Raw genomic sequence first — 15,354 nt, 5'->3', positions numbered from 1 at the left:
TTTAAATATTTAAATTTACCAAATTAATAGTCAAATATGTATACTTTATTTGAAAACTAAATATAGTTTTTAACTCATTACTTTATTTTAAAGTAAATGGGTTTTTATTTTGAAAGGAGAAAAAAAGAAATTTGAAAGATGAATCATTAATTTCTAATTATTATGATATATTAAATGTATTACCAACAGCATCAGTAGCAGAAATTAAAAAAAAATTCAAACAGACTGCTCTAAAAACTCACCCAGATAAAAATAATAATCCTCAATCAAAACTTAAAATGCAAGAATTGAATGAAGCAAAAAGAATATTAACGGATGAAAACTTAAGAAAAGTTTTTGATCAAAAACTTTTTATTTACTTTTTACAAAATGGTAATAATAAGGTAGTTATTTATTTTCTTACTAATAAAATAAATAATTTAAATATAAATGAAAAAGATAATTCTGGTAATACTCCTTTACATTATGCATGTTTTCATAATTTTTTAGAAACTGCAGATCTATTAATTAAATATGGTGCTAATATAAATGCCAAAAATAATAGCGATAATACTCCTTTACATTATGCTATAATGGGTAATGCTGATTTAAAATTTATTAATTTATTAATTAATAAAGGTGCTAATTTTATTGAGAAAGATAAAATGGGTAATGATAGTTTATCTTTTGCCAAAGATTTTTCAAAAGATAAGAAAGTTTCTAAATTTTTTTTAAAAAAAATGCAAAAATTAAGAATAAAACAAAATCAACAAATCTTATTAAATATAACTAAAAGAATTACTAATATTGAAAGAGAAATTATCAATATTGAAAGAGATATTGCACATTTTGAACAGAAAAAAACAAATTCAGTATTAAATTATATTATTATTATTTTTACTTTTGGTTGTGTTAATAAGAACAAAGATATAAATAAGGATATTTTAATTAAGACTGATCAACTTAAAAATTTATTATTAGAAAAAGAAATTGCTAATAATGAGAAACATGTATTTGAAGAAAAAATAAAGCGATTAAGTTTTAATAAAACTAAAAAAATAAATGCAATGGATTTACAAAATCAACCTTCAACAAGTGGATATAACGCATCAAATTCATCATGTATTTAATAAAACAAGTTAAAAGATTGCAAAAGCAATCTTTTATTTTTAGCTAAAATCAAGAAAAAATGATTGATATTTTTTGGATTTATTATTAAATTAAAATATAATAAATTACTTATTAAATAAAACTTTTAAATCGTACTATTAATATTTTAATAAAATTAAAGTATTAATGTCATAAATAACTAGTTATTTATTGGTATAATAAACAATGTAGGTGAAAATATGGCATTTTTTAAAAATTTAAAGACAAAATTATTTGGTCAAAAGACAACTAAATATGATCAGGGCCTTAAAAAGTCAAGAACATTATTTGCATCTAAAATTAAAGCATTAGCAGCGCGTTATCATCAACTTGATGAACAATATTTTGAAGAATTAACTGAAGTATTAATTTTAGCAGATGTTGGATACAAAATGGCAGAAACTATTACTGATGAAATTCGTCATGAAGCTAAAATTCAAAAATTAACAAAACCAAAAGATATTAATGATATTATTATTGATAAAATGTTTGTTATTTATACTGATGGTCAGTTGGTTTCTACAAGATTAAATTTTAGTAGTAATAATATTTCGTTATTTTTAGTTGTTGGTGTTAATGGTAATGGTAAGACAACATCAGCAGCTAAATTAGCAGCTAAATTAAAAACACAAGGTAAAAAACCAATTCTAGTTGCTGCTGATACTTTTCGTGCTGGTGCAGTTGAACAATTGCAAATTTGAGCAGAAAGAATTGGTATTCCTTGTTATTTAGGAACACCAAAGCAAGATCCAGCTAGTGTTGTTTATGCTGGAATTGAAGCAGCTAAATCTGAAGGTTGTGATGTTATTATTGTTGATACAGCAGGGAGATTAGAAAATAAAGTTAATTTGATGCAGGAGTTAAAAAAGATTAATAAAATTATTACTCAGAAATTAGGACATGAAGCTAATGAAACATTGTTAGTAATTGATGGTACAACTGGACAAAATGGTATTAATCAAGCGCAAGAATTTATGAAAATTGTTTCTTTGACTGGCATTATTTTAACAAAAATGGATGGCACTGCTAAAGGTGGCATTATTCTTGCTATTAAGGAAGAATTAGATATTCCTGTTAAATTAATGGGTTTTGGTGAAGGTATTAATGACTTGGAAGAGTTTGATTTAGATAAGTATATTTTTAGTTTAACAAGTGATTTGTTTGTGGAGTATGAAAATGAATAGTTTAGAAAAACAAGTTTTATATTATAGTTTATTTGCTTTTTATAATACATTATTAACAGCAAAACAAAAACAATATTTTACAAATTACTTTATTGAGAATTTATCTTTACAAGAAATCGCTGATTTACAAAAAGTATCACGAACGGCTGTTCATGATAGTCTACAAAAAGTTATTATTTTATTAAATAAATATGAAAGTAAGTTGCATCTTTATGAAAAATATAAAAAACGACAAGTAATATATGAAAAATATACGGAAAAGTATAATTTTATTAAAGTTTTACAAGAAATTGATAAAATAGAATAAAGCAGGTGGAAATTAATGAAAATTTTAATAATTGGTGATATTTACAGTATTGTTGGTAGACAAATGGTTAAATATTGAATTCCTAAAATAAAAAAGGAATATGAAAATCAATTTAAGATTGATTTAGTAGTTGCGAATGGTGAAAATACTACTCATGGTAAATCATTATGTAAAAAACACTATGATGAATTAAAAAATGCTGGTATTGATATTATTACTACCGGTAATCATATTTTTGGTCATCCTGATGTTGCTAAGTATATTAATACAACTCCCGATTTATTGCGTCCTTTAAATTATAATCCTTATCATCCAGGTAATGGTACAATTTTAGTTAAAGTTGGTAATAAAAAAGTACGTGTAACAAACTTAATTGGTCGTACTTTCATGGATAAATCTGATAATCCTTATTTTGCTCTTGAACAACTTATTACGATTGATAAACAAAATAGTGAAGAAAAAAGTGACATTCATATTATTGATTTTCATGCTGAAGCAACAGCGGAAAAGTTATCTTTTGCTTGAAATTTTGATGGTCAAGTTACTTGTGTGGTAGGGACTCATACTCATGTTCAAACAGCAGATAATCGTTTATTACCAAAAGGTACTGCTTTTATTAGCGATGTTGGAATGACAGGTCCGTTTTATTCTATTATTGGTGCTAAAGCTGAAGAAGTTATTATTCGTGATAAAAAAAGTATGCCGGCAAAATTTAGTCCAGCTGATGGTGAAGGTCAATTTTCAGCTGTTTTATTAACTATTAATGATGAGACAAATAAAGCACAAAAAATTGAACGTATTTTTATTCATCCACAAGCACCTAATTTTAAAATTTACGAATAATTACAAATATAGGAAGGGACTAACTTTAACATGATATGAAACAATGCTAATTTTTTTACTGATAAAAATGGTTTATATTCGATTTTAATTGGGATTAGTATATTAATTATTTTAATAATTTTAAGAATTTTATTAATGGCAAAAATTAAAGATAATGTTCATGTACAACAAGCTGCTGAAATACGAGAAAAGGTAATTATTTTACGTGATGGTTATGAAGTAAAATTATTTAAGCAAATGGTTGATAAAAGTACAGTCATTATTATTGGTGCTCATGGCTTGCAAGGTCAAAAAGATGATTTTAAATTATTAAGTTCTTTTTGTAAAAAATCACAACTATCTTTAATTACTTATGATCGAAGAGGTAATGGTAAAAATGGACAAGATTGAAAATTTAAATCATTAGGTACTGATATTAATGATTTAAAAGATATAATAAGTGCAGTAAAATCTAAATATCCTAATCAAAAAATTATTGTTTTTGGTGAATCATTAGGCGCAGCTATTGCCAGTCATGCTGTTAAAAATAATTCACAAGTATCAGCATTAATTACTAGTAATTTAGTAACTAAAAAAAATCTTTATCAATTTTCATTAAGTTTTATTATTTGTTTTTGTTTTGCTTTTATTTTTAATTCTAATATTCAAATGCCAATCTATGTTGAAAATCAAGATATTTCTAGTAATAATGCTCATATTACTAATATAAATCAAAGATATAGTAATCGTCAAAATTGATCATTACGTTTTTTACTACAATTTAAAAAAATTAATAAAAAAAGTATAATGGAAATTAGTAATTCAAAACTTCCAACGTTAATCTTGCAAAGTGCTGATGATGTATTTAGTGATTTTCATCAACTTAAAATTAATAAAAAATATTGGAAGAAACATCATAGTTATGTTTTTATTTTTGATGGTAAACATGCTTTAATTAATGAACCTAATATTAAAGATATATTTGATAATGAAATTATGCCATGAATTACAAAAAAAATTTTACTTGAGAAAGGTTAAAAAATATGAAATTAATACCTAATATTACCCATCCTCTTTTTACTAGTGAGTCTGTTGCTCCTGGTCATCCTGATAAGATTTGCGATCAAATTGCTGATGCAATTTTAGATGCTTTTTTAAAACAAGATCCACATGCCAAAGTAGCATGTGAGGTTTTTATTACTACAAATTTTGTTTTAATTGGTGGTGAAGTTCATAGTCATGCTCAAGTTGATTATCAAGCAATTGCGCGAAAAGTTATTACTGAAATTGGTTATATAAATGATGAAATTGGATTTAATGGTTTTACTTGTGAAATTAAAGTGTTAATTCATGAACAATCACCTGATATTTTACAAGGTGTTGAATTAAAAAATCATCAAATTGGTGCTGGTGATCAAGGAATAATGTTTGGTTATGCATGTCAACAAACATCAGAATATATGCCATTAGCAATTGTTTTAGCACATGAATTAATTAAACGAGCTACAAAATTACGAAAGGAAAAAAAATTTAAGTATGCACTTCTTGATATGAAAGCGCAAGTTACTATTGATCAAGAAGACCCTAAAAATTTAAAAATACATACTATTTTAATGAGCATTCAACATCAAGCAAATTATGATGAAAAACAATTTAAAACATTTATTCATAAAGAAATTATGCAATATATTGCTAATAAATATCATTTAAATATTGATTTTAAATATTTAATTAATCCAACTGGTAAATTTGTAATTGGTGGACCTGCTGGTGATACTGGTTTAACAGGAAGAAAATTAATGGTTGATACTTATGGTGGAGCTGCTTGTCATGGTGGGGGAGCTTTTTCAGGAAAAGATCCCACTAAAGTTGATAGAACGGGTGCTTATTATGCTAGGTATATTGCTAAAAATATTGTTGCTGCTAACTTAGCAAAGATTTGTGAAGTACAATTAGCTTATGCAATTGGAACTCCTGAACCAATTGCAATATTTGTTAATACTCATCAAACTATTATTTCCGGTTTAACAGAGGCAAAATTAACAGAAATAATTTATCAAGTCTTTGATTGTTCTGCTAGTGCTATGATTGATAAATTAGAGTTATTTAAACAAAATTATCAACAATTATCAACTTATGGTCATTTTGGTAGAAATGATTTACAATTACCTTGAGAGAAATTAGATAAAGTTAGTTTATTGAAAACTTATTTATCAAAAAAATAAGATGGGGAGAGATATTTTATGTTTTTAGAAGTAATAGCTACATCTTTAAAAGATATAGAAAAAATTAATAATTCTTTAGCTAATCAAGTTGAGCTTTGTACTGCTATGGAATTTGGTGGTTATACTCCAAATTATGAATTGATTGCTGAAGCATGTAAAATTTCATTGAAACCAGTAATGGTTATGGTTAGAAATAATAATAATGGTTTTAATATTACTGATAATGATTTTAAAATCTTTAAAAGAGATATTGAATTTATTAAAACAACTCATGCATCAGGTATTGTTTGTGGTATTTTAACTAAAGATAATAATATTGATGTTGAAAGAATGAGTGAAATTATTAAATTAGCAAAGCCTTTAAAAATAACTTTTCATCGTGCTTTTGATGAAATTTTTAATAAAAAACAAGCTTTAGAACAGTTAGTAAAATTAGGTGTTACTACAGTTTTAACTTCTGGTGGTCAAGATAATATTGTAAATAATATTAATAAATTTAAAGAATTAAAGAAATTAAATTTACCAATAAAAATTCTTGCTGGTGGTGGAGTTAATTTAGAAAATATTAATGTTTTATTAAAAAATGGTATTAATGATATTCACGTTGGAAAATGTGTGCACGAAGATAATAATTTTAATAATCCTATTAATTATCAATTAATTAATAATATTAAAAATATGGCATAAATAATAAAAAGTTTTATAATAGATAAGATTAAACATTTAACAAGGTTACTGTTCTTTTAATACAAAAGAACAGTAACCTTTATTGATGGTTTATTATTATAATTAGTTGTATTGATTTCATTTTTATTAGATTCTAAAGAATGTTGTTTTGTTAAAATTTTTTCTACTTTTGTATGTTTTTGTGCTCTTATTAAAGCAGTTTCACCACGTAAATTTATTTGATTAATATCAGCACCATTGGTTATTAATAAATCAACTACATTTAAATGGCCATTTTTAGCGGCCTTTGTTAAAGCAGTATTGCCAAATTTTGTTTTATGATTAACATTAGCACCGTTTGTTATTAAAAGATTAACTATTTTTGTGTGACCTTGTTCAGCAGCTAGTGTTAAAGCAGTATGATCACCATTGATTTCATTTTTATGATTAACATTAGCACCGTTTGTTATTAAAAGATTAACTATTTTTGTGTGACCTTGTTCAGCAGCTAATAATAAAGCTGTATCATCATTTTTGTTTATATAATTAATGTTAGTACCATTTGTTATTAAAAGATTAACTATTTTTATGTAACCTTTTTTGGTAGCTAATAATAAAGGTGTATCATAATCTTTGTTTATATAATTAACATTAGCACCGTTTGTTATTAAAATTTTAACTATATTTTCATGACCTTGTTCAATAGAAAGTGTTAAAGCAGTATCTTTTGTGTTATTTATATGATTAACATTAGCACCGTTTGTTATTAAAATTTTAACTATATTTTCATGACCTTGTTCGGCAGCTAACATTAAAGCAGTATCTTTTGTACTATTTATATGATTGATATCAGTATTATTTTCTATTAAAAATTGAACTATTTCAATGTGACCATAATCAGCGGCTGTTATTAAGGCACCCTCCATATCGAACTTATTGTTATCAGGATTAAGTAGTAAAGTTTTAACTGTTTGTAAGTCACCTTCTTCAATAGCTGTTAAAAATTTATTTTTAGGCATTTCTTTATCTTCCTTTTCTAAATTAAAACAAAAAACCTATTTATTTTGAAATAAAGTAAATAGGTCAAAAACTTATATTAAATTTTAATAATATAATATCAAATTTTCTTTACTAGTAATAGATAATTATAATTTTTAATTAAAAAATAATTTTAAAATATATAAAAAAGAAAAGAAATTTTTTAAAAAATAACTTAATTTACAAGTATTTTTGCATATTAAAGTTATATTGTAAAATATTTGGTTTTCATATATTATTAATTCAAAATCTTTATTGGTTTTTAAATTAACTTATTATTTTTAAGCGAGGTAAAAAATAAAAAACTTAGTAAAATTATTATCGATCTTAACAATATCAACACCAATACCATTATCAGTTGTTGCTTGTGATAATAACACAACACAAAAAACAGAATTAAAAGATAAAATTACTAAACTAACAACAAATATTACTGTAGATGTTAATAAAAGTAATAAAAAATTAGATACATTAATAAATAATACAATAGAAGTTAAAAACTTAAATCCAAAGTTAGGTAACCCTGTAATTAAATATTTTAGTGATAAAGAAGCTAAAAATGATATAACTACTAAATTACAAAAAGTTGGTGATTTATATATAGTTATTACTAGCAATAGTAATGATTTGAATTATCAAGGTTCAACAGCGCCAATTAAAATAAATATAAAAGAACAATCTGATAAAACTGATTTAAGTACTATTACTCAATTAACTGGTTTAGACATTATTGCTAATCCAAGTAAAAGTTATAAAGAATTAATTAGTAATATAAATAGTTTTGATGAATTTAAGTCAATACCATTAGCTGCTGGTTATCAACTTCAATTTTATAACGAAAATAATGAAGAAATAACAAACAATAAACAAGAACTTGAAAAAGTATCTAAAATAGTTGTCAAAATAAGTAGTAATTCAAATGATCCAAATTATCAAGGTTCAACAATGATTGATATAACTAAACAAACAATTATTTCAGATATTGATATGCAAAATTATTGGGACGGTAACAAAAACAGAGGATATAATTACTTTTTAAACATTTCTTTAAAATTATAGACAAGAAATAATTGTAATTATATGCAATTGTAAGTAAATATTACTACTAAATTAAATTAATTTCAATTAAAATACAAATATTAAAAAATCACTAAGAAAATTTAATATTAATGTAAAACAAAAATTCTTAACTTTTAATTTAATAAGTTTTTAAGATTTTTAATAAAAAATAAAAAATTGATTATGTTTTAGAATTTACAAGATTACACTTAAAAATAACCATTTTAATATAAATATCTATGCTATATGTTCTATTACCAAGCATTTCTTTTAAAATATATCAAATATTACTTTCAGCAAAAGTACCAATATTTCATTTTGCACCTTGATTTTCAATTCCTTGTTTATTATTTTTAAAATATTGTTTTTTTAATTTTTTATGATTTTTTAATATTTCATTCATATACTTTATTAATTCATCATATTGACCATTTTCAATAAAATTTCTACAAGTATTATATTCTTCAAAATATTTTCCTTTGTTTCCAGCAATAATTCCTACATACAACTTTTTAACTAAATGGAATTTATCTAAAACAAATTGTGCACCTAAATAATTAGCAACATCTTTAATTCATTCTGCACTATCTCCACAAATAATGATTTTTGCTTGCTCAAAATTTTCAAAAAATCTATTTCCTTGTTCTAAAATAAATTCAGCAGTTTTTTGAACTCCAATTTTAGTTTTTGTTGGTCTTATTATTACATCTGCTCTTTTATTAACTAATTTATGATTAACATTATCTGTACAAAATAATACTAAACGCATTGAATATTTACCAGAATTTCGTTTAAATTTTCAAAACTTACGATGTCCATCATCAATACTAATATAAATAAATTGATTTGCTTCTAATTTTATTTTAGGAACATCTAATTTACTAACTTGATGTTCTTGAAATACTCTTCCAACACTTGTTGTACTAAATTTTGTTTGTTTCATAGTATGTAAAATATCACGATATTTTTTTCCATCTGCAAAATGTTCAATAACGTTGTTCTTTATATCTGGTGGTTAGCCCTAATTACTGGACCATATTTTGATAGATATTTCTAAATTTTTATTTGTAATATTGGTGGTTTTAAAAATTTAGAATGTATTCTTTCATAATTATAAAACATAACATATTGATTTACATCATTAATAGCTTCATTGATTGTTAAATATTGATTTGAGTCTTTAGGCAATCATTCTTGAGATAAATGTGAAAATCAATTTTCAGATATGACATTACCGCCAATATCATATGGTTGTTTTTTGCTTAAAATTATTTGTTTGTTTTTTGCTCATTTTGTAATTTCTTGACAATAAAATTCGTTGGCGTTATCTGAATGTAAAATAACGTTTTTTATTTGATTTCAAGAAAATTGGTTGTTTATTTTTTCAAGTGCAGGAAGAATTAAATCTTGATATGATTTATTTGAAAATGTATTATAACTAACAACATTATTTGAATAAAAATCAATAATTACAAAAAGATATAGTCAACCTTCTTTGGTGTTTATTTGTTTAGTATCCATTGATCAAATTTGATTTGAAGCGGTTGTACTTTTGTAATCTTTGTTTACTTTATCCATTGTAGGTATTCACTTATTTGGATTTTTTTTGTTTTTAGGATAGTTATTTTTAGTTTGTTTTAATCCTTGAATATTGTGTTTTTTCATAATTTTTCGCATTTGTTTTGTTGATAATTCTATATTTAAAATGATATTTTTCTCTTGTTTTAATCACTCTTTAAAAGCTGAAAAAATTCTTAAATATCCATAAATTCTACCTTTTCTTGTAGAATGAAATTCGATTAAAAGTTGGCATAATTCTTGATATTTATGATTGCAATTAATAATATGATTTTTTTCTTTTTTAATAAGTTTTTGTTTATTTTTTAAAAAGTAATATGTTGATCTGTTTAATTGAAGATATTGACATAAGTTTCTAATTGAATATTGATTTTTGCAATCATCGATAATTTTAATTTTTTCTTTGATATTTAATTTGTTAATTATTAATGCTATTTGTTTAATTTTATCCATTAATAAAAATCCTTTCAGGTCAAAATTAGTGTTCATTATATAACACAATTGTTTTTAGAATACATTCAGATTTTTTAAATTAATGGTCTAGTAAAAAGGGCTAAGTGGCCCCATCCATGTTTCATATTCATAACTTAAATATACATCTATGCTTTTATAATATCTTTTTAAATCATTAAAAGTTTTAATTAATAGTGTAGGGTCTAAATAATCTTTAAAATTAATATTTATTTCTAATGGTTTAATTTTAGGTACTACATTTTCTACTCATGAATTATAATCTCATATTAATTTATCTTGTGTATGAGTAAATATATGTGTTTCTGGTATATTAACTTCTACACTTGGATTTTTCGGAATAATTACAATTTGTTTTGCTATATTTTGTGGGTCGGGTGGTAATATATTTGCTGGATAACTGAATGTTGTTTCTTCACTTTCTTCATATTCATCATGATTTAATTTATATTGTGTTGTTCAATTAAAAGTATTTCCAGTTAAAGCACCATTATTATTATATCTATATTGTGCAACTGATATTTCATTATAATCACCTTGATAAGTATAAGGATTATCACTATAAAATGTATGTCTTTCTTCACCTTGATGTAAACTTTGACTTATTATATCAGTAATAATATAAGCATAATTAGAACCATCAGCAATACCATTACTTGTAGGATTTCATTGACATTCAGTATCTTTACTTGTAAAAGGACTTGCTATATCTAAAAATTCTGTATCTTCTGCTAAAATATAAACTTTATTATTTTTCTTTTGTGATAAATCAACAGTTGATATTTGTTCTTTTACTGTTAATTTTTGTCCATTTTTAGCATCTCATGGATAAACACTTATTCTATCACTTAATTTCATAGTCATAGCAGTTGTACTAACATGTGAACCTAACATTTTACCTAATGCAAATTCACTTGAATTACTAAATACATTTAAAGGTATAAATCAATTATTATCATTATTACCAATAATACTTGATAAATTTGAAGCAAAAAAAGCAGACATAAATCCATTAAAAAATGCCATTTTTTTATATTGTTGATAATTTTGAGTTTTAATTCAACCAATTGGAATACCTAAAGTTAAAGCATTTAACATTTTACCAATTAAAGGATAAGAACTATATGCTACTGGTAATCATTGATTTGAATCATAAGGCATTTGAACTAATGGAGAAAATACTACACTATTAAAATTTAATATTGCTGACATATATTTTTGTGATATTTTACTATAATCAACAGTTGGACTTCCTATAATTAAATTAGTATGTGGGTCTTTATATTTAAAATTACTTGACATATCTACATTATAATTACCTTGTAAATTATTTATATTTCATTCTGAATCTCAAAAGAATTTTGCTTCTCCAATTGATTTACCATTACTATTAATTGCTAAATTTTTATTACATGCTAATAATCCTTTAAAATCTTTTTCTGCTAACATATCAAATCTTTTTGCTTCTAAAAATTTTTGTCAATTATCATAATTAGTATATCCAGTTGGTCTTGCGTCCATTATATAGCTAACGAAAGTAATGTTTACTCATAAATAATGTAAAATAATAATATGTAATTTAAACAATTCTTGCACTTACAAGTATAATTCAGCAATAATTAAAATAGATTAGGAAGATTAAATTATGCCAAAACCATACAGTGAGGACTTACGAAGAAAAGTAATAGAAGTTTATGAAAGTAAAAACATGAAAATTAAAGAAATTTGTAAAGTGTTCAATATCACTAGAAAGACTTTATTTTTATGAAGAAAAAGAAAGCAAAAAACCGGAAATATAAAACCAATTTTGAATTATCAAAAAGGACATAGCCACAAAATAAAGGATTTAGATGAATTAAAAAATTATTTAGCAGAAAATAAAGATGTTACAGTTCAAAAAGTAATTGAAAAATTTGGTGATATGACAAAAGAAACAGTTTATAACTATTTCAAAAAACTAAATTATACATATAAAAAAAACTTTTCTATATGAACAAAGAGATAAAAATAAACAAGAAGATTTTTTAAAAGAAATAGCGAAAATAATGAATGAAGATTTGGTATATATTGATGAATCTGGAATTGATGATAATGAATTTTATAAATATGGTTGGTCTGAAAAAGGTAAAAGATTATTTGATAATAAACCTGCATATAAAATAAAGAGAATGAGTATAATTGGTGCACTAAATAAAGGTAAATTAAAAGCTCTATGAGCATTTGAAGGACATTGCAATAGTAAAATTTTTGAATCATATGTTAAAAATATACTAATTCCAGTATTAAAGTGTGGACAAATTATAGTTTTAGATAATGCGACGTTTCATAAATCTAAAGCAACAAAACAATTAATTGAAAATGCTGGATGCAAACTATTATTTCTTCCACCATATTCTCCTAATTTAAATCCAATTGAACATTTTTGATTTGCTATAAAACATAATATAAGAAAAATATTACCAAATTATTGACCAAATATTAAAAACGCGATTGATTTTGTTTTTCAAGATATGAGTAAACATTACTTTAGTTAGCTATATTATAAAATGTAGTTTCTGGGTGACTACTTGTAGTTATTTGGTCATTAATACCAGCAAGTAAACCACCATTATTTTTAACTTCAGTAGTACTATAATCATTATTACCAGCAATAAATAATCTTCTTGAAGCAAATATTTTACTTTCAAATATTTCTTCATTATTTTGTTGTATTGGTTCTTGACCTTGAATTATTGGTCTTCCATAATAATAACAACTTGATAATAATTCTAATCCATAACTTTGTCTATGACTATATCTTACTCCTATATCACGCATTAAAGTACGATTTAAAGTTACTTTTCCTTGTTGAATAGTAGGAAAAGCATAACCACTACCAGGACTTGCATATTGTACAAAATCAAGTGTATTTTGACCACTTGCAACTACTCTATCATTTAAACTACTAAAAGTTAATACTTGCATACTAAATGCACCATTATAAGGACTATAATAATTTGTTACATTTGAAATATATAATAATTGTCTATCTTGATTTTTACCACTATTACCACCAATATTTTCATTTTCATCATTAAATACACAAAAAAATTGTAAATAATCATCAATTGTAATATGTTCTTCAAACATTACTAAAGTATATTGTCTTTTTGTTTGTACTGTTTTAAATATTTGATTATTTGGTAAATTACTAAAATCAACACCACTTGTATCATCAATTAAATAAGCATTTCAATAATCACCTATTTTATATTGTTTTGTATAAAATTCATCTTGACCATTAACTTTATGTGTTTCTTCATTAATTTTACCTTTATTTTTTTGATATATTTTTGTACTATTTTTTCAAATACATACAACTGGAGTAGTACCAGTTAATATTAATTCATATTGTCCAAAATCACTTATTTTACTATTAATAGGTTTATAACTCGTTTCAGTTAAAGGAATTGCTCCATTATTTATAACAAATGGAAATATTTTTCAATAACTACATCTCTTTATTAATTGTTGAGTTTGCTTTAATGCTAGATGTGCTTGTTTCATTAATTGAATTCTTACTGCGTTGTTCATTATCATTTGTATTATCTCCTAAATTTTTATTTAAAAATTTATTTTCATTAATAATATGTTCTAATTTTTGTTTTGCCATTAATGTATCAATATTTTCATATAAACTAATTGCTTCAACTATTGACATTGTTCCATTATTTAATCTACTATTAATTAATTCATCTTGTACTAATTGGTCAACCATAGCAATTGGTATAAATTCAAAACTATAAGGTCTTTCACCTTTACCATTTCAATATACTTTTCCATTTTCATCTTTAGAAGAAGTTACTAACATATCAAACATTCTATATAAATAAGTTGAATAATGTGTTATTTTAACTTCTGTTGTTTGCATATCAAATTTATTATTCATTAATGTTTTAGTTTTATTTTCATAATTAATACCATTAAATTCATCATAATCATAACCAGCACCATTAAATATTTGTTTTGCTGTACCATTATAATCAAGTCAATATTCACCAAATTTTGGATTACCTTGTACAATATCAACTCCACCATTACCACCTTTTACATAATTTGCAGTAGTAATATTTAAAAATGCATCTTTAATAATTGATTGAAAATCATCACTTAAATTTAAAGCTTTAAATTTTTCATTATCAATAATTCCATAAAATCTAGTTAAATTTAATATTCTTTCTTTTCTTTTTTGTTTAATAATATGTTGTAAATCTCATATTAAATTTCATACTGGTGCACAATCTGGATATGCATTCATTTGTGTACTATTACCATAAAAATGAATTTGTGGTAAATTTGTAATTTCAACAATTGGTAAATAACCAAATGGATTTTTTAATTCATATTTTTGTTTTAATTGACTTTCTGGTTTAATTTTTGATTTTGTACTACCTAATAAAATTTCTCTATTACCATTAAATATTTCAACTTTTACTTTTGAATTTTCTATTGTTACTCATGTTAAACTACCATTATCACTTTGTTCATTCATAAAAAATAATTCTGCTGATTGTTCTTGTTCATTAAATTTAGCAACACGTGACATAAAACTTGGACTTGGTAAAGTTAAACTTAATTCACCATTTTTAGTTAACATTCATATTAAAAAACATTTACCTAATAATGAATTTTGAATACCAAATTGATATAATTTTTCATTTCATTTATCTTTATCTTTTAATTTATTTAAAAAATTTAATAAGTCTTTATTTTCACTTTTAAATAATAAACCTTTACCTAATCATAACATTGTACTTTTATTTGCAATAATTCTAGGTATATCTAATTCTCAATTATCTTCATGTATACTAAAATATTCTGTTGGACTATAATTCAT

16 protein-coding genes are annotated in these 15,354 nt (G+C 23.6%); 10 read left to right on the top strand and 6 right to left on the bottom strand.

What is annotated here, in order from left to right:
• The first annotated feature begins 131 nt into the window (after nucleotides 1-131).
• The 7 genes from AACL11_RS10430 to AACL11_RS10400 all read left to right on the top strand — a co-directional run bounded on the left by AACL11_RS10430 (nucleotide 132) and on the right by AACL11_RS10400 (nucleotide 6,353).
• Nucleotides 132-1,109 carry a DnaJ domain-containing protein gene (locus tag AACL11_RS10430; RefSeq protein ID WP_338987743.1) on the top strand — a complete coding sequence of 326 codons (978 nt, stop codon included), beginning with the start codon at nucleotides 132-134 and terminating at the stop codon, nucleotides 1,107-1,109.
• Between the two features lie 219 nt (nucleotides 1,110-1,328).
• Nucleotides 1,329-2,312, top strand: coding sequence for a signal recognition particle-docking protein FtsY (gene ftsY, locus AACL11_RS10425; RefSeq protein WP_252319004.1), 984 nt, complete (start codon nucleotides 1,329-1,331; stop codon nucleotides 2,310-2,312).
• Nucleotides 2,305-2,619 carry a YlxM family DNA-binding protein gene (ylxM, locus tag AACL11_RS10420; protein WP_252319002.1) on the top strand — a complete coding sequence of 105 codons (315 nt, stop codon included), beginning with the start codon at nucleotides 2,305-2,307 and terminating at the stop codon, nucleotides 2,617-2,619. Before ftsY ends, ylxM begins: the two co-directional genes overlap by 8 nt.
• Before the next feature lie 15 nt (nucleotides 2,620-2,634).
• Nucleotides 2,635-3,462, top strand: coding sequence for a TIGR00282 family metallophosphoesterase (locus tag AACL11_RS10415; protein ID WP_174480992.1), 828 nt, complete (start codon nucleotides 2,635-2,637; stop codon nucleotides 3,460-3,462).
• A gap of 30 nt (nucleotides 3,463-3,492) precedes the next feature.
• On the top strand, nucleotides 3,493-4,479 hold the full coding sequence (locus tag AACL11_RS10410; protein ID WP_252319001.1) for an alpha/beta fold hydrolase: 987 nt from the start codon (nucleotides 3,493-3,495) through the stop codon (nucleotides 4,477-4,479).
• Between the two features lie 11 nt (nucleotides 4,480-4,490).
• Complete coding sequence (gene metK, locus AACL11_RS10405; protein WP_422397957.1) at nucleotides 4,491-5,666, top strand: methionine adenosyltransferase; 1,176 nt, start codon at nucleotides 4,491-4,493, stop codon at nucleotides 5,664-5,666.
• An 18-nt stretch (nucleotides 5,667-5,684) separates the two neighbouring features.
• Nucleotides 5,685-6,353, top strand: a complete 669-nt coding sequence (locus AACL11_RS10400) for a copper homeostasis protein CutC (protein WP_252318999.1) — start codon at nucleotides 5,685-5,687, stop codon at nucleotides 6,351-6,353.
• 56 nt (nucleotides 6,354-6,409) lie between these two features.
• On the opposite strand, the gene AACL11_RS10395 is transcribed toward AACL11_RS10400, so the two are convergent.
• Entirely contained in the window at nucleotides 6,410-7,351 is a 942-nt protein-coding gene (locus tag AACL11_RS10395) for an ankyrin repeat domain-containing protein (RefSeq protein ID WP_338987742.1), read from the bottom strand.
• 646 nt (nucleotides 7,352-7,997) lie between these two features.
• Between AACL11_RS10395 and AACL11_RS10390 the strand changes: the two genes are divergently transcribed.
• Entirely contained in the window at nucleotides 7,998-8,429 is a 432-nt protein-coding gene (locus AACL11_RS10390; RefSeq protein WP_338987741.1) for a hypothetical protein, read from the top strand.
• Nucleotides 8,430-8,610: 181 nt separating this feature from the next.
• Here the strand turns inward: AACL11_RS10390 and AACL11_RS10385 are convergent, their stop codons facing one another.
• Genes AACL11_RS10385 through AACL11_RS10375 form a run of 3 tightly spaced genes read right to left on the bottom strand, consistent with a single transcriptional unit; the run spans nucleotide 8,611 to nucleotide 12,074 of the window.
• On the bottom strand, nucleotides 8,611-9,435 hold the full coding sequence (locus tag AACL11_RS10385; RefSeq protein ID WP_422397956.1) for an Mbov_0401 family ICE element transposase-like protein: 825 nt from the start codon (nucleotides 9,433-9,435) through the stop codon (nucleotides 8,611-8,613).
• Nucleotides 9,436-9,482: 47 nt separating this feature from the next.
• Complete coding sequence (locus tag AACL11_RS10380) at nucleotides 9,483-10,496, bottom strand: IS3 family transposase (RefSeq protein WP_338986622.1); 1,014 nt, start codon at nucleotides 10,494-10,496, stop codon at nucleotides 9,483-9,485.
• A gap of 51 nt (nucleotides 10,497-10,547) precedes the next feature.
• Complete coding sequence (locus tag AACL11_RS10375) at nucleotides 10,548-12,074, bottom strand: hypothetical protein (RefSeq protein WP_338987739.1); 1,527 nt, start codon at nucleotides 12,072-12,074, stop codon at nucleotides 10,548-10,550.
• A 49-nt stretch (nucleotides 12,075-12,123) separates the two neighbouring features.
• On the opposite strand from AACL11_RS10375, the gene AACL11_RS10370 reads away from it, so the two are divergent.
• Together AACL11_RS10370 and AACL11_RS10365 are read left to right on the top strand one after the other, a co-directional pair.
• On the top strand, nucleotides 12,124-12,483 hold the full coding sequence (locus AACL11_RS10370; RefSeq protein ID WP_338973555.1) for a helix-turn-helix domain-containing protein: 360 nt from the start codon (nucleotides 12,124-12,126) through the stop codon (nucleotides 12,481-12,483).
• Nucleotides 12,440-13,012 (top strand): IS630 family transposase, encoded by a 573-nt coding sequence (locus AACL11_RS10365; RefSeq protein WP_338988471.1) that lies wholly within the window; start codon nucleotides 12,440-12,442, stop codon nucleotides 13,010-13,012. The genes AACL11_RS10370 and AACL11_RS10365 overlap by 44 nt, the downstream gene beginning before the upstream one ends.
• Here AACL11_RS10365 and AACL11_RS10360 read toward each other — a convergent pair.
• Both AACL11_RS10360 and AACL11_RS10355 read right to left on the bottom strand, forming a co-directional pair.
• Entirely contained in the window at nucleotides 13,005-14,057 is a 1,053-nt protein-coding gene (locus tag AACL11_RS10360; RefSeq protein ID WP_338987738.1) for a hypothetical protein, read from the bottom strand. The two genes, AACL11_RS10365 and AACL11_RS10360, sit on opposite strands and share 8 nt — an antisense overlap.
• Nucleotides 13,969-15,354, bottom strand: a complete 1,386-nt coding sequence (locus AACL11_RS10355) for a hypothetical protein (RefSeq protein ID WP_338987737.1) — start codon at nucleotides 15,352-15,354, stop codon at nucleotides 13,969-13,971. The genes AACL11_RS10360 and AACL11_RS10355 overlap by 89 nt, the downstream gene beginning before the upstream one ends.

The sequence above is a fragment of the Spiroplasma endosymbiont of Dasysyrphus albostriatus genome (genome assembly GCF_964019495.1).
Taxonomy (GTDB): domain Bacteria; phylum Bacillota_I; class Bacilli_A; order Mycoplasmatales; family VBWQ01; genus Spiroplasma_E.
Note: the sequence above shows the minus strand (reverse complement) of the source record. Positions and strands in the feature narration are given on the sequence as shown.